General features: G+C 60.6%; 14 protein-coding genes and 1 other RNA gene. 4 read left to right on the top strand and 11 right to left on the bottom strand.

Translation table 11 applies throughout. From position 1 onward, the window contains the following. Window positions 1-74 precede the first annotated feature (74 nt). The 4 genes from pdxB to dnaX all read right to left on the bottom strand — a co-directional run bounded on the left by pdxB (window position 75) and on the right by dnaX (window position 4320). Window positions 75-1217 (bottom strand): 4-phosphoerythronate dehydrogenase PdxB, encoded by a 1143-nt coding sequence (pdxB, locus tag JOE39_RS02755; RefSeq protein WP_210077927.1) that lies wholly within the window; start codon window positions 1215-1217, stop codon window positions 75-77. A gap of 89 nt (window positions 1218-1306) precedes the next feature. Then, window positions 1307-1561 (bottom strand): sulfurtransferase TusA, encoded by a 255-nt coding sequence (gene tusA / locus JOE39_RS02750; RefSeq protein ID WP_003315171.1) that lies wholly within the window; start codon window positions 1559-1561, stop codon window positions 1307-1309. A 148-nt stretch (window positions 1562-1709) separates the two neighbouring features. Next, on the bottom strand, window positions 1710-2036 hold the full coding sequence (locus tag JOE39_RS02745) for a YbaB/EbfC family nucleoid-associated protein (RefSeq protein WP_002552818.1): 327 nt from the start codon (window positions 2034-2036) through the stop codon (window positions 1710-1712). A gap of 61 nt (window positions 2037-2097) precedes the next feature. Beyond that, complete coding sequence (gene dnaX, locus JOE39_RS02740; RefSeq protein ID WP_122335384.1) at window positions 2098-4320, bottom strand: DNA polymerase III subunit gamma/tau; 2223 nt, start codon at window positions 4318-4320, stop codon at window positions 2098-2100. 100 nt (window positions 4321-4420) lie between these two features. Here dnaX and JOE39_RS02735 point away from each other — a divergent pair, with 100 nt between their 5' ends. Continuing rightward, complete coding sequence (locus JOE39_RS02735; protein ID WP_122335385.1) at window positions 4421-5215, top strand: ABC transporter substrate-binding protein; 795 nt, start codon at window positions 4421-4423, stop codon at window positions 5213-5215. A gap of 93 nt (window positions 5216-5308) precedes the next feature. Beyond that, window positions 5309-6994: an acid phosphatase gene (gene acpA, locus JOE39_RS02730; protein ID WP_122335386.1), complete on the top strand. Its 1686-nt coding sequence runs from the start codon at window positions 5309-5311 to the stop codon at window positions 6992-6994. A gap of 5 nt (window positions 6995-6999) precedes the next feature. Here acpA and JOE39_RS02725 read toward each other — a convergent pair whose 3' ends face one another. Beyond that, window positions 7000-8124 (bottom strand): mechanosensitive ion channel family protein, encoded by a 1125-nt coding sequence (locus tag JOE39_RS02725; protein ID WP_003343055.1) that lies wholly within the window; start codon window positions 8122-8124, stop codon window positions 7000-7002. A gap of 321 nt (window positions 8125-8445) precedes the next feature. Between JOE39_RS02725 and JOE39_RS02720 the strand changes: the two genes are divergently transcribed. After that, window positions 8446-9111: a DUF1826 domain-containing protein gene (locus tag JOE39_RS02720; RefSeq protein ID WP_003396356.1), complete on the top strand. Its 666-nt coding sequence runs from the start codon at window positions 8446-8448 to the stop codon at window positions 9109-9111. Between the two features lie 181 nt (window positions 9112-9292). Here the strand turns inward: JOE39_RS02720 and ffs are convergent. Both ffs and JOE39_RS02710 read right to left on the bottom strand, forming a co-directional pair. Beyond that, window positions 9293-9389: signal recognition particle sRNA small type (gene ffs / locus JOE39_RS02715), an RNA gene on the bottom strand. A 62-nt stretch (window positions 9390-9451) separates the two neighbouring features. Then, a complete protein-coding gene (locus JOE39_RS02710) occupies window positions 9452-9616 on the bottom strand; it encodes a hypothetical protein (protein ID WP_154232056.1) in 165 nt (54 codons plus the stop codon). On the opposite strand from JOE39_RS02710, the gene JOE39_RS02705 reads away from it, so the two are divergent. Continuing rightward, window positions 9615-10103 (top strand): GNAT family N-acetyltransferase, encoded by a 489-nt coding sequence (locus JOE39_RS02705; RefSeq protein WP_003423397.1) that lies wholly within the window; start codon window positions 9615-9617, stop codon window positions 10101-10103. The genes JOE39_RS02710 and JOE39_RS02705 overlap by 2 nt on opposite strands. A 56-nt stretch (window positions 10104-10159) precedes the next feature. Here the strand turns inward: JOE39_RS02705 and JOE39_RS02700 are convergent, their stop codons facing one another. The 4 genes from JOE39_RS02700 to smc all read right to left on the bottom strand — a co-directional run bounded on the left by JOE39_RS02700 (window position 10160) and on the right by smc (window position 18718). Beyond that, window positions 10160-11326 (bottom strand): putative zinc-binding metallopeptidase, encoded by a 1167-nt coding sequence (locus JOE39_RS02700; protein WP_003423396.1) that lies wholly within the window; start codon window positions 11324-11326, stop codon window positions 10160-10162. A gap of 296 nt (window positions 11327-11622) precedes the next feature. Further along, window positions 11623-13986, bottom strand: coding sequence for an NAD-dependent DNA ligase LigA (gene ligA, locus JOE39_RS02695; RefSeq protein WP_122335387.1), 2364 nt, complete (start codon window positions 13984-13986; stop codon window positions 11623-11625). 129 nt (window positions 13987-14115) lie between these two features. Next, window positions 14116-14979: a cell division protein ZipA gene (zipA, locus tag JOE39_RS02690; protein WP_003343047.1), complete on the bottom strand. Its 864-nt coding sequence runs from the start codon at window positions 14977-14979 to the stop codon at window positions 14116-14118. A 250-nt stretch (window positions 14980-15229) separates the two neighbouring features. Further along, window positions 15230-18718 (bottom strand): chromosome segregation protein SMC, encoded by a 3489-nt coding sequence (smc, locus tag JOE39_RS02685; RefSeq protein WP_003423392.1) that lies wholly within the window; start codon window positions 18716-18718, stop codon window positions 15230-15232. Between the last annotated feature and the right edge of the window lies 1 nt (window position 18719).

Below are 18719 nucleotides of genomic sequence, written 5' to 3'. Positions count from 1 at the left end.
TACCGAGCCGTACCAGACACTTGAAACCCGACCACTTGGTCGGGTTTTTTATTGCCCGATAGCCCGCCTGGCGATCAGACCAGCACCGCACCCAGCGCCCGCACCAATTGCGCCAACGCCTCGGACTCGCCCTCCAGATGCACCTTCAGCCCTTCGATTTCCCGGCGTGGCGGGTACTGCTTGCGCAGTGCATCGAAGGCCAGACGCTGACTGGCGGTGTCACCGGTCAGGCTGCGGCGAAAATCCGCATCGTCACGACGCGGGTCATACACGCCACGGCACAGCATGTTAAGCGCCCAGACCGGGTCGCAGGCCGCGTCGAGACTGACCTGCGCCAGCCAGGGTCTTGGCAGCAGATCGTCCAGCTCGATCGTCGCAGGCTGATCAAGAAGGCCACACAGCGCCTGATAGATCTGTGCCGTACCGCGCTGCCTGCCATCCAGGCTGTAACCGGCGATATGCGGTGTACCCAGAACGCACAAGTCAGCCAGTGCGACGTTGACCTGCGGCTCGCCCTCCCACACGTCCAGCACCGCTTGCAGGTCTTCCCGCTCAAGCAGCACGTCGTGCAGCGCTGCGTTATCCACCACAGCGCCACGGCTGGCATTGATCAGCCAGGCACCCTGCCGGAGCTGACGCAGACGCGCGTCGTCGAGCAGGTGCCAGGTCGGTGACGTCCCGGTTTTGCTCAGCGGCGTGTGCAGGCTGATAACGTCACAGCGCTGCAGGATCTCGTCGAGGCTGACGAAGTCACCGCCTTCGGCAGCCTGGCGCGGCGGATCGCAGACCAGCACGTTCCAGCCCAGAGCTTTCAATACGCTGATCAGCCGGCCACCCACCTGCCCTGCACCGACCACACCGTAGGTGCGTTGCGCAAGGTCAACACCCTCGATTTCAGCCAGGGTCAACAGGCTGCCGAGCACGTAGTCCACCACGCCGCGCGCATTGCAGCCCGGAGCGCTGGCCCACTGGATACCAGCTTGCTGAAACCAGTCCAGATCGAGGTGATCAGTGCCAATGGTGCAGGTCCCGACAAAACGCACCGAGCTGCCTTCAAGCAGTTCGCGGGTCACTGCGGTGACCGAGCGAACCAGCAGGATGTCTGCATCAGCCACGGCGGCTCGGTCCATGGCGCGGCCCGGCAAACGATGAATCTCACCGAAATGAGCAAAAAAGGCGTCGAGCAGGGGAATATTTTCGTCAGCAACAATGCGCATGGAGGACTCTCTGGGTCTGGCGAACAGGGACCTGCTCGAATCGGGAACAGGTGCGTCGTGAACAGGCGCGGGTTGCAGCGATGTGGCGATCAGTCGGACTTCTTGCGGATCCAGTAGAGGAACGTGCCCTCTTCGGCTTGCTCCGCAACCAGCTCATGGCCAAGAAATACACAGAATTTCGGGATATCGCGACGCGTGGACGGATCGGTTGCAGTGACCTTGAGCAGACCGCCCGCAGGCAGATCACGCACCTTCTGGTGCAACATCATCACCGGTTCCGGACAGAACAGCCCGACGGCATCCAGCTCGGCGTCGACAGTGAGGTTTTCAATGGGCTCAGACATGGGGCACTCCAGAGACGGGGGAAGATTGTCGCTCAATTCAGTCGATCAGGCCAAATGCTGATGGTTGTACTGTGGTCGAGTGGCGGCGCATGGCAGACAGAAAAATGCCAGGCACAGGGCCTGGCATTGTTCATAAGCCGGGCGACCGTCAGAACGGCAGCTTCATACCGGGCGGCAACTGCATGCCAGCGGTCATGGAAGCCGTCTTGTCCTGGCTGGCCTGCTCGATCTTGCGCACAGCGTCGTTGACGGCGGCGGCGATCAGGTCTTCCAGCACTTCCTTGTCTTCCTGCATCAGGCTGTCATCCAGATTGATGCGCTTGACGTCATGACGACCGGTCATCACCACGCTCACCAGGCCTGCGCCCGATTGACCGGTGACTTCCGCGTTGGCCAGTTCTTCCTGCATCTTGGCCATTTTTTCCTGCATTTGCTGCGCCTGCTTCATCAGGCCAGCCATGCCACCTTTCATCATGGGATATCTCCTCGAAAATGGATGGTTCGTTTGCGTGGCGCCAGCGGCGCCCTGTGTTCAGTTATTGAGCCGGCACCGCAGGCGCGTCCACCGGTTTGATCGTGTCTTCCCGGATCACAGCGCCAAACTGTTGCAGCATCTGCTGGATGTACGGGTCGGCCTGGATCGAGGCTTCGGCCTGGCGCTGGCGCTCGGCACGCAACCGTGAAGCAGCCTGCGCAGGGGTTTCCTGCTCGGGCTTGATCAGCTCGATACTCAGATTGATCGTGCGCCCATGGTACTGGTTCAACGCATCGTTCAGACGCCGCTGCTGCGTCGAGTTGAACAGCGCGCTGTGCGCCGGGTCCAGGTGCAGCAGCCAGTTGTCGCCATCGACCGAGATCAGTGTGCAGTTGGCCGCGATGCTGCCGGTCATCCCGGAGATCGGCAGCTTGGGAAACACGTCCAGCCACTCGGCCGCAAGACCGGTGGCCGGTTTGGCAGCCGGAGCAGGCTCCGGTTCGACGGCTTCAAGCTCGACGACACTTTCGTGGGCCAACTCATCCAGATAGCTGTAGGACGCCGGGTCTATGTCGATATCCGGCTCGACATAATCGTCGTCCGCTGGCGGCTCGTCGTCACGCCCCATGGGCCCGGAGTCGGAAGGCATCGAATCGGCGTGCATGGACAGATACGCAGAGTCCGGAATGGCTTCGAGCATTGCCGGCGTGACCGGCTGCTCGGCGGCCGGCTGTGCAGGCTCGGCTTCAGGTGCGGCCGGCACCGGGCTGGCGGGCGCAGGCGTCGGCATGGGCGTCAGGTCGGGCTGCTCGGAAACGGTCTCCAGAACCGGCTCGGCTACTGGCTCAGCATCAGATTCGCCCTCAGATTCGGTAGGGGGCGCAGTTTCGGCGGCGGGTTCGGCAGCCGGGGATTTCGGTTCATTCCACGGCAGGTCGAGGTCTTCGACTGGCGCGGCTTGTGGCTCTGGCTTCGATTCCGGCTGTACCGCGGGCTCTGGCCGGGCGGCGGCAGGCATCGCCGGCGCCGCAGGCGGCAGCGCTTCGAAGGCCGGATCGGGCGCAGCCATCACCGGGGCGGTAGACACTGCGGGAGCTGCCGATGCAACAGGTGTCGCATCAGCCACTGCTTTTCGGGAATCAACCGTGGCCTGGCTGATCCCCACTGGCTTTAGCGGCTGCCTCGGCGCGTCTTCGCTGTCGGCAGGACGGAACGCCAGCATGCGCAGCAGGACCATCTCGAAGCCGCCACGCGGATCAGGGGCCAATGGCAGGTCACGACGACCAATCAAGCCCATCTGGTAGTAAAACTGTACGTCTTCGGCAGGCAGGGCCTGCGCCAGGGCCAGCACCCGGTCACGATCACCATGACCGTTGTCGACGCCTTCCGGCAACGCCTGGGCAATCGCCACACGGTGCAGCACGTTGAGAATTTCCGAGAGCACGCCATTCCAGTCAGGGCCCTGCTCGGCCAAGTGGCGTACCGCCTCCAGCACCCCGCGGGCATCGCCTTCCAGCAGTGCGGTCAGTACATCGAACACCTGGCCGTGGTCTAGCGTGCCGAGCATGGCACGTACATCGGCAGCCATGACCTTGCCTTCACCGAAGGCAATGGCCTGATCGGTGAGGCTCATCGCATCACGCATCGAACCATCGGCGGCGCGCCCGAGCAGCCACAGCGCGTCGTCTTCGAAGGGCACGTTCTCGACGCCCAGCACGTGGGTCAGATGCTCGACCACGCGTTCAGGCGTCATGTTTTTCAACGAGAACTGCAGGCAGCGCGAAAGAATGGTCGCCGGCAGCTTTTGCGGATCGGTGGTGGCAAGGATGAACTTGACGTAGGGCGGCGGCTCTTCAAGCGTCTTGAGCAAGGCGTTGAACGAGTGGCTGGAAAGCATGTGCACTTCGTCGATCAGGTAGACCTTGAAGCGACCGCGACTTGGCGCGTACTGCACGTTATCCAACAGCTCGCGCGTGTCTTCGACCTTGGTGCGGCTGGCAGCATCGATTTCGATCAGGTCAACGAAACGGCCCTCGTCGATCTCCTTGCACACCGAACAGGTGCCGCAAGGCGTCGAGGTGATGCCGGTTTCACAGTTCAGGCACTTGGCGATGATGCGCGCGATAGTCGTCTTGCCAACGCCCCGTGTGCCGGTAAACAGATAGGCATGGTGCAGGCGCTGGCTGTCCAGCGCGTTGATCAGGGCCTTCAACACATGAGCCTGGCCGACCATTTCGCGGAACGAGCGCGGACGCCATTTACGTGCAAGAACCTGATAACTCATTTAAAACCGTCGCAACTGGTAAGCGGAAGACCGCCAATGCTAGCCGAGCAGGGGCAAAATTGCATCTGGTGTCCGTCTCTATTGTGGCTAAGCTGTGCAAATGACTCAATTGATGCGCTTTATTCGGGCCTTCACCACACCGCCGCTGCCTTGTGCAGCGGCGCTCTGTTTGCTGTTGCTGTTGCCGCAAACCGGCCGCGCGGCACAGGGAACCTTGAGCTTTGCGGTCAACGAAGGCTGGACCATGCCGATGATGCACATCACCGACTTTCGTCCCGAATCCGGCATTCTGTTCGACATCATGCAAAGCCTTGCGCACCATGTGGGCCTCGAAGCCAGTTATCACGTGATGCCACGCCTGCGCATCCAGTCGGCGCTAGAGCGTAGCGAAGTCGACATGCACTGCTACAGCGCACAGGCGTGGTATCCGGACCTGTCCGGGGACTACCTGTGGAGCCTGCCAATTCTCTATCAGCGCGACTGGCTGGTCGCTTCGGCGGCAACGGCTGCCGGCCCCTACCCCGAGCAGTTCGACAACGAAACCGTCGGCACCGTATTGGGCTACACCTACCCGGCCCTGCAGCATCTTTTCGAGGCGCATAAACTGGTCCGTGAAGATGCACGCACGCAGAACCAGACGCTCGGCAAACTGATGGCCGGGCGCTACAACTATGCGGTGACCAATCAGTTGATCCTCGAATGGACCAACCGGAACCTGCCTGCCGGCAAGAAGCTCATGCCGATATCAATGGTCGCCGAACAGCCGGCCGCCTGCGTGATCCGCAATAACCCCGACCTGCCAGTGGGCAGGATTTTGCGCACGCTGGTGCAGATGCGTCTGTCGGGGGAGATCCAGCAGATCATTGATCACTACACCACGCCCACCGCTCCCTGACCCTTCATCTGCGTTGTCGCAATAGCGTCATATTCCATCGTTACGCTCGCCTGAAATCTTTGGCAACACATTAACCAGCGCGAGTATTTGGCGATGAGCGACAGACCAGACGACGAAGATACCAACGAAAACCCCAGCCGCCGTCGTTTTCTGGGCGGGATGGCTGCCTTGGGTGCAGGTGTCACCCTTAGCAGCTACGTTTCCGCCCACGAGAAGCCGCCCGGCGACAACGAACGGCATCATCACCTTGCCGGACCCGCGCTGGATCGCGCCTTGCGCGAAAATGTGAAAACCATTGTGGTGATCTACGCCGAGAACCGCAGCTTCAATAACCTGTTCGGCGATTTCCCCGGTGTCGAAAAGCCACTCTCCTCGCTCAGGCCTTCCGATTACGAGCAGCGCGACCGCGACGGCACGCGCTTGTCCAAACTGCCACCGGCCTGGGGCGGCGTGCTGCAGGTCGGACCGCAAACCGTCGATGGCGTGACCTATCCGGTGGGCGAGCAGTTTCAGCAAGACCTGCCCAACGCGCCGTTCCCGCTCAAGGGGCCAAACGGTGAAGACCTGCCGCTGAGCCTGGTGACCCGTGACCTGTGGCACGTCTTTTACCAGAACCAGATGCAGATCAATGACGGCAAGAACGACCGGTTCGTGGCCTGGGCGGATGCGGGCGGTCTGACCATGGGCAACTACGCACAGACTCAGTACTCATTGCGCCTGTGGGACGTGGCCGAGGAGTTCGTGCTGTGTGACAACTTTTTTCAGGGTGCTTTCGGCGGCTCGTTCCTCAACCACCAGTACCTGATTTCAGCCACCGCGCCTGTTTACCCGAACGCCGCCGAATCTCCGGCCAAGTCGCAAATCGCCACCCTGCAGAGCTTCAATCCGCTGGACCCGCGTCTCAAACCGCTCGACAAGTCGCCGGCCAGCGCCATGGACGGGCCGCCACAATTCGGCCCCAGCGCCATCACGCCGGACAACTACGCGGTCAACACCATGGCTCCGCCCTACTGGCCAACCTGGCTGCGCGACCCGCAGAACCCTGATTACTCGAAACCGGATCTGCCCAACGTACTGGTTCCACAAAGCCACGAGCACATCGGTGACAAGCTGTCGAAAAGGAATGTTGACTGGGCCTGGTACGCCGGTGCCTGGCAAGTGACGCTGGATGAATTCAAGGACTCCACCGGGATCCCGAAAATCCCCAACTTTCAATACCATCACCAGCCGTTCAACTACTTCAAGCAGCAGGGGCCGCAGCACCCTGAAGAGCGCAAGAAGCGCCTGCGTGACGGCGGGCTGGGTGACGAGTCGAGCACCAATCGCTTCCTCGCCGATGCCGAAGCGGGCAAGTTGCCTGCGGTGACCTTCTACAAACCCCAGGGCAACCTGAACATGCACGCCGGTTATGCCGACGTGGCTGCGGGTGACCGGCACATCGACCGAGTGATCAAGGTGCTGCGCAAGAGCCCGCAGTGGGACAACATGGTAATCGTCGTCACCGTCGACGAGAACGGCGGCTGGTGGGACCACGTCGCGCCGCCAAAAGGCGATCGCTTCGGTCCTGGCACGCGCATTCCCGCTCTGGTCATCTCTCCTTTCGCCCGCAAGGGCAAGGTCGACCACACGGTTTATGACACCGCCTCGATCCTGCGCCTGATCACTCGCGTGCATGGCCTGGAAAAACTCGACGGTCTGAAACGCCGCGACGAGGCCATGATCGCACGTGGCCAGGCACCGATGGGCGACCTGACCAACGCGCTGCAGTTTCCGGCCTGATTCCATCAGGTGGTCGCGTCGGCTGCCTCAAGCGCAGTCGGACGAGCCGTTTTAACCGGTGGCAGGGACGCCACGTACACCGTGCGGGACGGGAACGCGAAACGCACATCCAGTTCGGCAAAGGCTTCCATGATGTCCAGATTGATCGCCTGCTGCACATCCATATAGACGTTGTAGCTGGGGTCGAGCACGATGAAAACGGTCTCGAACTCCAGTGATGTCTCGCCAAAACCCCGAAAATGCGAACGGTCAAAACGCGCCAGCTTCTGCGCGTTGATGATCGCTTCGACTTTCTTCGGCACTTCCCTTATCTGATCGACCGAGCAGTCATAGGTCAGCCTGAATTCGAAGACAATGCGTCGTTCCTGTAAGCGTTTGTAGTTCTGGATGGTGTTGTTGATCATGTCGGCGTTGGCCATCACGATCTGCTCGCCACCCAGGCTGCGGATCCGTGTGGTCTTGAGGCCCACGTGCTCGACCGTGCCGGACAGCGCGCCGACGACGATGAAGTCGCCGACCTCGAAAGGCTTGTCTACTGCGATGGACAGCGAGGCAAACACGTCGCCCAGAATGTTCTGCACCGCCAGCGCGACCGCGATACCGCCGACCCCGAGGCTGGCGACGAACGCGGTGATATTGACCCCGACGTTCGACAGCATCGCCATGACCACCGTGGCCCACAGCAATACTTTCGCGCCCCACAGACTCAACGTGGCCAGCGCACTGCCCTGAAAGGTGCCGCCAGCGTTGTGACGCACGAAGTAGCGCTGCAACGCCAGCGCGATCGCCCGGTTCGCCCACAGCCCGACCTGTAATGCGGCGACCACGAACCACAGACTGCTGACCCGGCCGAGCCAGCGCTCCGGCAGATCGAGCATGCCGATGCCGATCAGAATGGAAGCCAGCAGCAATAAGGTATTACTGGTGCCCGACAGCACCTGCACAATGATGTATCGCATATGCGTGCTGGGCGCATCCGCACGCGAACGCATCTTTCTGAGCACAAAACCGATCACGCCCCGGACCAGAATAAAACTCAGGGTCGAGGCGAAGATAGCCAGTATCCAGTTAGCGAGCGATATGCCCAGAAATTGCGAGTCTGTGAAAAATCTGATGATGTCCTGTTCCATCCGGCCCCCGGCTTCACTGCTGCGAGACGCCTGACCGAAAAGCCCGTGACACCCGCAGCGACTTGAATTGCCCCTTGCCGTAAAACGGTTTCAAGCGACGCGTAAGGGGTTAGGGGATGTGTAAGAGTGAGGGTTCAGTTTGATTTGGCTGCTGGTAGAGCACTGGAAATCACACCACACCCTCTCCTGATTGCCCAGTTGGCCAGCATGGAACCATTCTTCTACTCATCGCCACTCAAACCCCTGCCGTGGAGGAGGGAGACCAAATGGCCACAAGGCTAGCCATGGTTAAAGATCACATCAACTCAGAGGAAAATACCCATGACCTTTAGCATCCGTGGCGGAGCTGGCCCATCGACGTATTACACCCAGCCACAGCCACAGCCCAAGCCCTTTGATGAGCTGAAGCTGGAACCCGAGAAAATTCAACAAAAGACTGCAAAGCTAGAAAAGGAAGGATATTTCAGCGTTCGCATGTCGGAGCACACGAAAAGCTATTTGCTTGAGCAAAGCCGTCTCAGTAACCCTGCATGGCGAAACGAAACCGTCGGTAAAGTCGTTGACCTGCGGACGACCGAGCATGAGCGCTCGGTAACGGCAGTAGCAAAAGACATCGCCGCCTCGCTCACGGGAAGAAAACAACAATTACGCCCCCACGAATTTCAACTGCGGCGCGCGGACAATCCGCGCTCAGAGCAATGGCATCAAGACAGAGCACCGCTAAAAGTCATTTGCATCTCAGCGATAGAAGGCCGCGGCACAGAGTTTGTCACGTCGCCGGATTCAAAAGCCGTGTTTACGAACGGGGAATATGCAGAAATGAACCCTGTGAGCGCCGAGGTGGTCGCACAAAAGACCAAAGAAGCCAAGCAAGACCGCTTCTATTTCTTTGCTGGCAAAGGCATTACCGAAGAAAGCATTCCTAAACTGGTACATCGCTCACCGAGTGAGACCGGCAGGTCCATATTCATGGCGCGATGGAAGTAAGGCAGGCCACGCAGGATTAACCGCCGGGACAGAGACATCCGGCGGTTTTATCTCCGTGCCGGGCAGACTGTTTTTACAGACGCACGAAGTTCTCACCAGCGCAGGGTGCCGTCGGAACAGGAATAAGCTTTCATTTTTACGAGTAGGCCCCTTTCAGAAAGGACCTTGAGATAGGTGGTGCCCCCACCAGCCACACCCCGGCACACAATGTTCCCGCTGTGGCTGCTGCCTTCCGGCTCTGACCAGGTTCACGGGTAATCGTTGCGGGGGGACCGATGGGGTCACCATAACGACACTCACCAGTTGGCGAGCCGCGCCATTGTACCGGTCTTGCGCGAGTTTACAACCGTTGCTGCGGATAAAAATTTCGAGGGGGCTCAAGCACTTGTGTGCCGGGGCTGAAAGGCAACTGCGTATTGCTCCGCGGCGTGACAAATCCTCGAAACGGCCCCATTCGATCCTGTACCCTGCCCGCCTCAACATAATCAGCCAGCAGGTTGCTCATGCAGACTCGATTGGTCGACTACCACGACCTCAGCGCCTCTCAACGCCAGCAGCTCGGATACCTCGAGGTTACGCAGGAACAGATCCAGTTCTCCGGCGACATCTACACAGCGCTCAATACGCTTCTGGTCAGACCCAGCCCGAACATTTGCGGCTTCGTGCTGCTCGGTGACGAGAAGCCCGTCGGTTTTTTCCTGCTCAAGCGCGACGACTGTCTGCCGCACTGGGCTCAGGAGGATCTGACGGCGACACTGCATGCGTTGCAGATCGATCATCGTGAGCAAGGCAAGGGGCTGGGCAAGGCGTGCCTGCAAGCGCTGCCTGCAGCGTTGCGCCTGAAATGGCCGGACATCACTCAGTTGATGCTGTCGGTGGACGCGGACAACTTGGCTGCCATCGGGCTTTATACAGGCCAGGGCTGGGTGGATACCGGTGAGGCGTATCGCGGGCGTATCGGTTTCGAGCGCAGGCTGACCCTGACGCTTTGACCCGCTTTTGAGCAAGTGCCTGACTCGCCGCCAAAGCGTGTCAGGCACGACCCGCGTTACTGGGCCTGCAGAACCTCATCGGCCTTGCCACCGGCATCCTGAATCACCAGATGGATGAAGTGCAGCTTGGCGATGACCGCTGGCGGCAGCACGAACGGATAGAAATCCGGTTGCCCCATGCTGCGTGACAGCTCGTTGAGCATGCTCGCCAGCTCGATCCAGGCATTGACGAACGACAGGAACGCCGGGCCGCCCGGATGCTGAGGGTCGTAGAGCACTTCCAGCGGAAACGGCTGGTAATCGAGCTCCATGTCGCGAGCACTCATGCCAAACCCCAGCGCGGTGTCGACCGCATCCATCATGTGCAGGTAATGCGCCCAGGTTTCGGCCCAGTCTTCCCATGAGTGCATGGTCGCGTAGGCACTGACGAAGCTTTCCTGCCAGTTGTCCGGCGCGCCGTTCTTGTAGTGGTGATCGAGGGCGTCGGCATAGCTGGCGCGCTCGTCGCCGAACAGGTTGCGATAGCTGTCCTGCCAATGGGTATTGGCGATGAGCCGATCCCAGTAGTAATGACCGACTTCATGACGGAAATGGCCGAGCAAGGTGCGATAGGGTTCGTGCATCTGTACGCGCATCGCTTCACGGTGTGCGTCGTCGGCTTCTTCGATGTTCAGGGTAATCAGGCCGTTGGCATGGCCTGTGGTTGGCAAGTTGCCTTCCAGATCGACACCGACAAAATCGAAGGCCAGGCCGGTTTCTTCGTCGACGGTCTTGGGGATGACCTGCAGGCCCAGAGAAATCAACTGCGCGACCAGACGCCGCTTGGCGGTCTCGACCTTGCGCCAGCGCTCGCCGTTTTCAACCACGGACAGGTCGGGAATGGTGTGATTGAGGCTGCAGGCGACACAGAATTCGCCGGCATTGTGCTCTGGAAAAAGCCAGTTACAGGCTGCCGGGGTGCCGAGGTTGGCACAACGCCGATACAGCCCGGCACCTGGCTCATCGCTCAAGCGCCAGGTGGTGGGCTCAGGCCCTGCCTCGAGCGTAGCGACGCGGCCCTGCTCAGGCAGATAGCCCAGCGCTGCAGAACAGGCCAGGCATTGGGTATTAGGGAAAAACACCGACTGGCCACAGGTGCACTGCCAGACCTTGCTGTTACGTTTGGATTCGCCGACAAATGGGGCGGTGATGCGTGAACTCAGCTGCTCGAAGAAGCGATACATGGCGATCTCTCGTTGACCTTGCATGGACTAGATCATGCCGACGCTTCAGGGGTTCAAAAATATTATCGAGCGGCATGAATGATAAGGCTGACGGCGCATTCATGGGCCAAAACGGTGCGTCGCAAGTCGTTGCGATTATCGTTACTCAAGCTCCAGCGTGGGAATGCAATGCGTGACGCACCGCGTCACAGATCTACGCCGCACCCTCACACTCAAGATCGGACGCAGAGCGTCCCGAACTGCCTGCGTCCCGGAGCGTCGCACGATCATCAGGGCATACGGAGCGTCGGCCTTCCTCAATCAACCGCCACGCCCAGCTCGGTCAAGCGTTTGAGCAGTGCGTCTTCGTCCAGCACGGTAAGACCCAGTTCGTTGGCCTTGGTCAGTTTCGAGCCGGCACCAGGCCCCGCGACCACGGTGTGGGTCTTGGCCGAGACCGAGCCGGACACCTTGGCACCGAGGCTTTCGAGTTTTTCCTTGGCGACATCGCGGCTCATGCGCTCCAGCGAGCCGGTCAGAACCCAGGTCTGGCCGGCCAGCGGCAAGCCTTCAACGGTTTTTTTCTCGCTGCGCCAGTGCATGCCGAAGTCCTTGAGCTGGGCTTCGATGGCGCGGGCACGCTCGGCGTTTGCACTGTCGTCGAAGAAATCGCGGACCGACTTGGCCTGTTTCTCCGACAGTGCCTGACGCATGTCCAGCCAGTCGGCGCTGATGATGGCCTCCAGCGTACCGAACCGGTCCGCCAGTTTCTGCGCAGCACCTGGCCCTACCGACGGAATGTGCAGTTTGTCGATCAGCCCTTCCAGTGTGGTGCTGGCCGCGAACTCGGCGCCCAGCTCGCCCTGGTCCTGCAATTGCAGACCGCATTCACCGAGCAGCGCATCGATGACGCTACGGTTGTGCTCGTCCTCGAAGAAGCTGTGAATCTCGTAAGCGACTTCCAGGCCGACATCCGGCAGGTAGGTCAAGACTTCCGGCAAAGCCTGTTTGACACGCTCCAGCGACGCCAGCGAACGCGCCAGGACCTTGGCCGTCTCTTCACCCACATCGGGAATGCCTAAGGCATAGATGAAGCGCGCCAGGGTTGGCTGTCGGCTGTCGGCGATGGCCTTGAGCAGCTTGTTGCTGGAGATTTCAGCGAAGCCTTCCAGGTCGATGATCTGTTCGTATTTCAGCTTGTACAGATCGGCAGGCGAGCCGATGAGTTTCTCATCGACCAGCTGCTCGATGGTCTTGTCACCCAGCCCTTCGATGTCCATGGCGCGACGCGAGACGTAATGGATGATCGCCTGCTTGAGTTGCGCACCGCAGGCCAGACGCCCGACACAGCGATACACCGCGCCCTCGGTGACGGTTTCCTTGCCTTTGCTGCGTTTGATCAACTGCGTGCGCTCGACGTGCGAGCCGCACACCGGGCAGGTCTGTGGAACCTGCACTGCCCTGGCATTCTCGGGGCGGCGCTCGGCAACGACCTGCACCACCTGTGGAATTACGTCACCGGCACGCCGGATGATCACCGTGTCGCCGATCATCAGGCCGAGCCGCGCCACTTCGTCCATGTTATGCAGCGTGGCGTTGGCGACCATGACGCCTGCCACCTTGACCGGCTTGAGCCGCGCGACCGGCGTCACTGCGCCGGTACGGCCCACCTGAAACTCGACATCCAGCAGTTCGGTGAGCTCTTCCATGGCGGGGAATTTATGGGCAATCGCCCAGCGTGGCTCACGGGCGCGGAAGCCCAGTTCGCGCTGCGCTGCCAGGTTGTTGACCTTGAACACCACACCGTCGATCTCGTAAGTCAGCGCCAGGCGTCGCTCACCGATATCGCGGTAATAGGCCAGACACTCCTCGACGCCATTCGCCAGTTTCAGCTCGCGACTGACCGGCATGCCCCATTTTTTCAGCGCTTCAAGCACGCCGATGTGAGTGTCGGCGATTTCCGCCGACGTCTGGCCCAGACCATAGCAACAGAACTCCAGCGGCCGGTTGGCCGTGATCTTGGAATCCAGCTGACGCAGACTGCCCGCTGCTGCGTTGCGCGGGTTGGCGAAGGTCTTGCCGCCGATTTCCAGCTGACTGGCGTTGAGGCGCTCGAAACCGGCCTTGGACATGAACACTTCACCGCGCACTTCCAGCACATCCGGCCAGCCCTTGCCTTGCAGCTTGAGCGGGATGTTACGCACTGTGCGCACGTTGACACTGATGTCTTCGCCGGTGGTTCCGTCGCCGCGTGTCGCGCCCCGCACCAGAGCGCCGTCGCGATACAGCAGGCTGACTGCCAGACCGTCCAGCTTGGGTTCGCAGCTGTACTGCACCTTGCTGCCTTCGCCAAACAGATCGCCGGCCGGCAAGTCCAGCCCCTCGGTCACCCGCCGGTCGAACTCAAGCATGTCGTTTTCTTCGAACGCGTTGCCCAGGCTGAGCATCGGCATTTCGTGACGCACCTGGGTGAACGCCGACAAGGCAGCGCTTCCGACCCGTTGCGTCGGCGAATCAGGAGTGACCAGATGGGGGTTTTCCGCCTCCAGGGCCTTGAGCTCGTGAAACAGGCGGTCGTACTCGACATCCGGAATGCTCGGTTCATCCAGAACGTGGTAGCGGTAGTTGTGCTCATCCAGCTGTGCACGCAGTTCCAGGATTCGGGTTTCGACGGCCTTCATACGGTGTTCTCTCAAAAAGCAAAAAAGCAGCCGAGGCTGCTTAATCTGTTGGCTCTGTTCTGTTCAGGTCAGGCCCCGACAGGGCGTGCCGCAGCACGCTCATGATCGGGGACCTGCCCAAGGGCTTGCTTAACCGCGACGCTGGGTCAACGCACGACGCTCGAACTCGACGATGCGCTGGCGGTAATGCTCGATGGTCTGCGCGGTCATGACGCTGCGCTGATCATCCTTCAGTTCGCCATCCAGCTCGTGAGCCAGTTTGCGAGCGGCGGCAACCATCACGTCGAATGCCTGCTTGGGATGACGAGGGCCTGGCAAGCCGAGGAAGAAGCTGACCGCACGGGTGCTGAAATGGTCGATATCGTCCAGGTCGAACACGCCGGGCTTGACCGCATTGGCCATCGAGAACAGCACTTCGCCGTTGCCAGCCATGCTCTCGTGACGGTGGAAAATGTCCATCTCGCCAAAACGCAGGCCGCTTTCCAGAATGTTCTGCAACAGTGCCGGGCCCTTGAAACCGCCTTCGCTGCGCGAGATCACGCTGATGACCAGTACTTCCTCAACCGGAGGCAGGTCCTTGTCTTCGGTGATGCGCTGGGCAGGCTTGTCATCCGGAAAATCGTCGTCGCGGCCGGTGAACAGGCTCGGGCCGTCGAGATCCAGGTTCAGGTCGCCCTGCTGTGGCTCATCTTTGCGTTTCTTGTCATTGCGCTTGTCGCTGTTGCTGCGCTTGCCTTCACGCGGGCTGGCGCTCATGGACGGCAGATCCTGCTCGTCGAGCTGCGGCTCCTTGTGCGTATCCAGCACACGGGGCGGCCCCAGCACTTCGGCAGACGTGGTTTCTTCTTCATCCGGAAGGTTGGAGAAGCTCCGATCCAGTCTGAATTTCAACTTACCCTTGCTGCCGCGCATACGGCGCCAGCCATCAAAGAGAATACCGGCGATGACTATTATGCCGATGACGATCAGCCACTCGCGCAGACCGATTTCCATGTAATCCAGTGCCTCTAATGAAGAAATCTGAAAATAAGGGCCTAAACCCCTTTAATACGTGGTGCCAAGTCTATGTTCTGACTGGCAATTCGCCCACGCGAAAATAAAAAGTGGTCACTAAACTAGCACGACCAAAGGTAACTTTACACCGTCTGTTACGTCTCTTCGCCGCCCAAATTGCCATCTCATGTACCAGCGTCTCATTTTCAGGCCTCCGGGCGGCCATTTGCCCGCAGAACGAGGCGTCGAATCAGGCATCCACCAGCGCCATCGCCTGCTCCACGTCCACCGCTACCAGCCGCGAACAACCGGGCTCGTGCATCGTCACCCCCATCAGTTGGTCGGCCATTTCCATGGCGATCTTGTTATGGGTGATGTAGATGAACTGCACCGTTTGTGACATTTCTTTCACCAAGCGTGCATAGCGACCCACGTTGGCGTCATCCAGCGGCGCATCCACCTCGTCAAGCATGCAAAACGGCGCAGGATTGAGTTTGAAAATGGCAAACACCAGCGCCAGCGCCGTCAGGGCTTTTTCACCGCCCGACAGCAAATGAATGGTGCTGTTCTTCTTGCCAGGGGGACGCGCCATGATTGTCACCCCAGTATCGAGTAAATCTTCGCCTGTCAGTTCCAAATAAGCGGAGCCACCACCGAAAACTTTTGGGAAAAGTGCCTGAATTCCGCTATTTATCTGATCGAAGGTATCCTTGAAGCGGTTTCGGGTCTCCTTGTCGATCTTGCGGATGACGTTTTCCAGAGTGTCCAGCGCTTCGACCAGATCGGCATCCTGCGCATCCAGATAGCGCTTGCGCTCGGACTGCTGCTGATACTCGTCGATGGCCGCGAGGTTGATTGCGCCCAGACGCTGAATACGCCCGGCGATGCTTTCCAGTTGCTGCTCGGCAGCCTGTTCGCTGGCTTCCGGCGTCAGCGTGGCGAGCACGCCGTGCAGGTCGTAGCCGTCTTCATGCAGTTGGTCTTGCAAAGCTTTGCGACGCACCGTCAGTGCCTGCCACTCCAGACGCTGTTGTTCCAGCTGGCCACGCAGCAGTTGCGATTGCTGCTCGGCCTGGGTGCGGCGTTTTTCTGCCTCACGCAATTCGCGGTCAGCGTCTTCGAGTGCGTTCTTGGCGATGCGCATTTCGTCATCGACCACCATGCGCCGTTCCAGCAACTCTTCAAGCTTGAGGCGCAGCTCTTCGAGCGGTGCCTCGCCCTCCTCCAGATTCAGGCTCAGTTGTTCGCGCTTCTCGGTAAGCCTTTCGGACTGCATGCGCAGGCGCTCCAGCGCCTGACGGGTCGAATCGTATTGCGCCTTGATCGAGCCCAGACGCACCGCCAGTTGATGACTGTGATCCTTGTGCTGCCGCGCATCCTGACGTATCCGGTCCAGACGCTCACGCAGCGCATCACGCTGCGCCTGCAGCACCTCGCGCTGCTCGGTGTCCTGCGCCATGCTGTCCAGCGCGTCCTGCAATTGCAGGCGCGATTCGCCAAGTTGCTCGTGCTCGACTGCGCGCTGCTCGCCCAGCTCGGCCAGTTCCTCATCAAGGCGGGTGCGCCGCAGGGTCAACTGCTCGACTTTTACCCGGACCGCCGACAGCTGCGCTTTCAGTTCGCTTTGCTGACGGGTTTCGTCCTGCACGCGACGGCGCAACTGCTCACGGGCGTCTTCCTCCTGCGACTGCTGCTCGCGCAAGACCAGTAATTGCTCTTCCAAAGTGGCCAGCGTCGCCTCGCGCTCATCGCGCTCCAGACTCAGCCGCTGCAATTCCTGACCGCGCGCCAGCACACCACTCTGCGCTTCGCTGGCGCGGCGTACACGCAAAAAGTGCCGCCCCACCCAGTAGCCGTCACGACTGATCAGGCTTTGTCCGGCGCTGAGTTGTACGCGTCGCGCCAGCGCCTCATCCAGGTTCTCCACCGGAATCACCTGGCCCAGCCAGGCGGACAGATCAACCGTACTGTCGACCTTTTCCAGCAAGCTGCCCGGCGCGCGAACCGTGTCAGCACCCGCGCTGAGCAAGCGCAGGTCGCCCTGCTGAAAACCGGCCAGATCGAGGCCGTCGAAGTCATCCACCAGCACGGCCTGCAAATCAGCGCCAAGCACGGTTTCCACGGCCAGTTCCCAGCCGGCTTCGACGCTCAGCCCCTCGGCCAGACGCGGTCGCTCGGCCAGTTGCTGATCACGCAGCCATTCGGCGGTGCCGGTGTCCGGGTCAAGTGCAGCCTGCTGCAGCGCCTCCAGGGACGCCAGCCGGCCATTGAGACGTTGCAGCTCGCCCTGCGCCTGCTGTTGCGCCTGACTGGCGTGCTGCAACGCCTCGCGCAATTGCTCAAGACGCTCGACCGCCTGCTCTTCGCCCATGTGCAGCTCTTCAAGGGTCATGTCGCGGGTGGCGAGGTCTTCGCTCAATTGCAGAATGGCCGCATCTTCCGGGTCCGCGGCCAGCAGTTGACGCTCTTCGGCCAGACGCCGCTGGCGCTCTGCAAGGCGTTCGATGCTCTGTTCCAGCTGCTGAATGCGTGACTGCTGGACCTGTGCCTGACGCTGCGGCTCGGCGGATTGCTGATTGAACACGTCCCACTTTTCCTGCCAGCCCTGCATGGCCGCTTCGGCGTCTTCCAGAGCGATGGCCGACTCCTCGGCGGCGGCGCTGGTCATTTCCTGCTCGGGCTCAAGCATCTCCAGCTCTTCGCCGAGGGTGGCGAGCAAGGTGGTGTCGTGCCCAAGGTGCGATTCAGTTTCCTGGCGGGCACGCTCAGCTTCTCGCAGGTCATCCTGCAACTGGCGCAGCCGCTGCTGACCGTGCTGAATGCTCTGCTCGACGCGGGCAATGTCGCCGCCGACCGAATAAAAGCGGCCCTGCACCAGGTTGAAGCGTTCGGACAGGTCATGGTGGCCGTCACGCAGCCTTTCGATACTGGCATCGGCACTGCGCTGATCGGCCACCAACGCCTCGAAGCCCACTTCCTGATTGCCGATCACCGCCTCGCGCTGACCCACCAGATCATTCAGCGCCTGCCAGCGCAGGGCCGACAATTGCGCTTTCAACTGGCGCTCTTCAGCCTTGTATTCCTGATACTTCTCGGCAGCCTGAGCCTGTCGGTGCAGACGCTCCAACTGACGCTCGAGCTCTTCACGCAGGTCGGTCAGGCGCGCCAGGTTCTCGTGGGTGCGACGAATGCGGTTTTCGGTTTCCCGGCGCCGCTCCTTGTACTTGGAGATCCCCGCGGCTTCTTCGATGAAGTTGCGCAGGTCTTCAGGCTTGGCTTCGATCAGTTTGGAGATCATGCCCTGTTCGATGATCGAATAACTGCGCGGCCCCAGGCCGGTACCGAGGAAGATATCGGTGATGTCGCGGCGGCGGCATTTGGTGCCGTTGAGGTAGTAACTGTTCTGGCTGTCGCGGGTCACTTTGCGGCGAATGGAGATTTCCGCATATGCCGCGTACTCGCCCACCAACGTGCCGTCGGAGTTATCGAAGACCAGCTCGATGCTGGCCTGGCTGACCGGTTTGCGGCTGGTGGAGCCGTTGAAGATGACGTCGGTCATCGACTCGCCGCGCAGGTTCTTGGCCGAGCTTTCGCCCATGACCCAGCGCACGGCGTCAATGATGTTGGATTTGCCACAGCCATTGGGGCCGACGACAGCCGCCATGTTGCTGGGGAAGTTCACCGTGGTGGGGTCGACGAAAGATTTGAACCCCGCCAGCTTGATGCACTTCAGGCGCACG

This window comes from Pseudomonas sp. PvP100, assembly GCF_017833055.1.
Classification (GTDB): domain Bacteria; phylum Pseudomonadota; class Gammaproteobacteria; order Pseudomonadales; family Pseudomonadaceae; genus Aquipseudomonas; species Aquipseudomonas syringae.
This window is presented reverse-complemented; position numbering and strand designations above follow the sequence as displayed.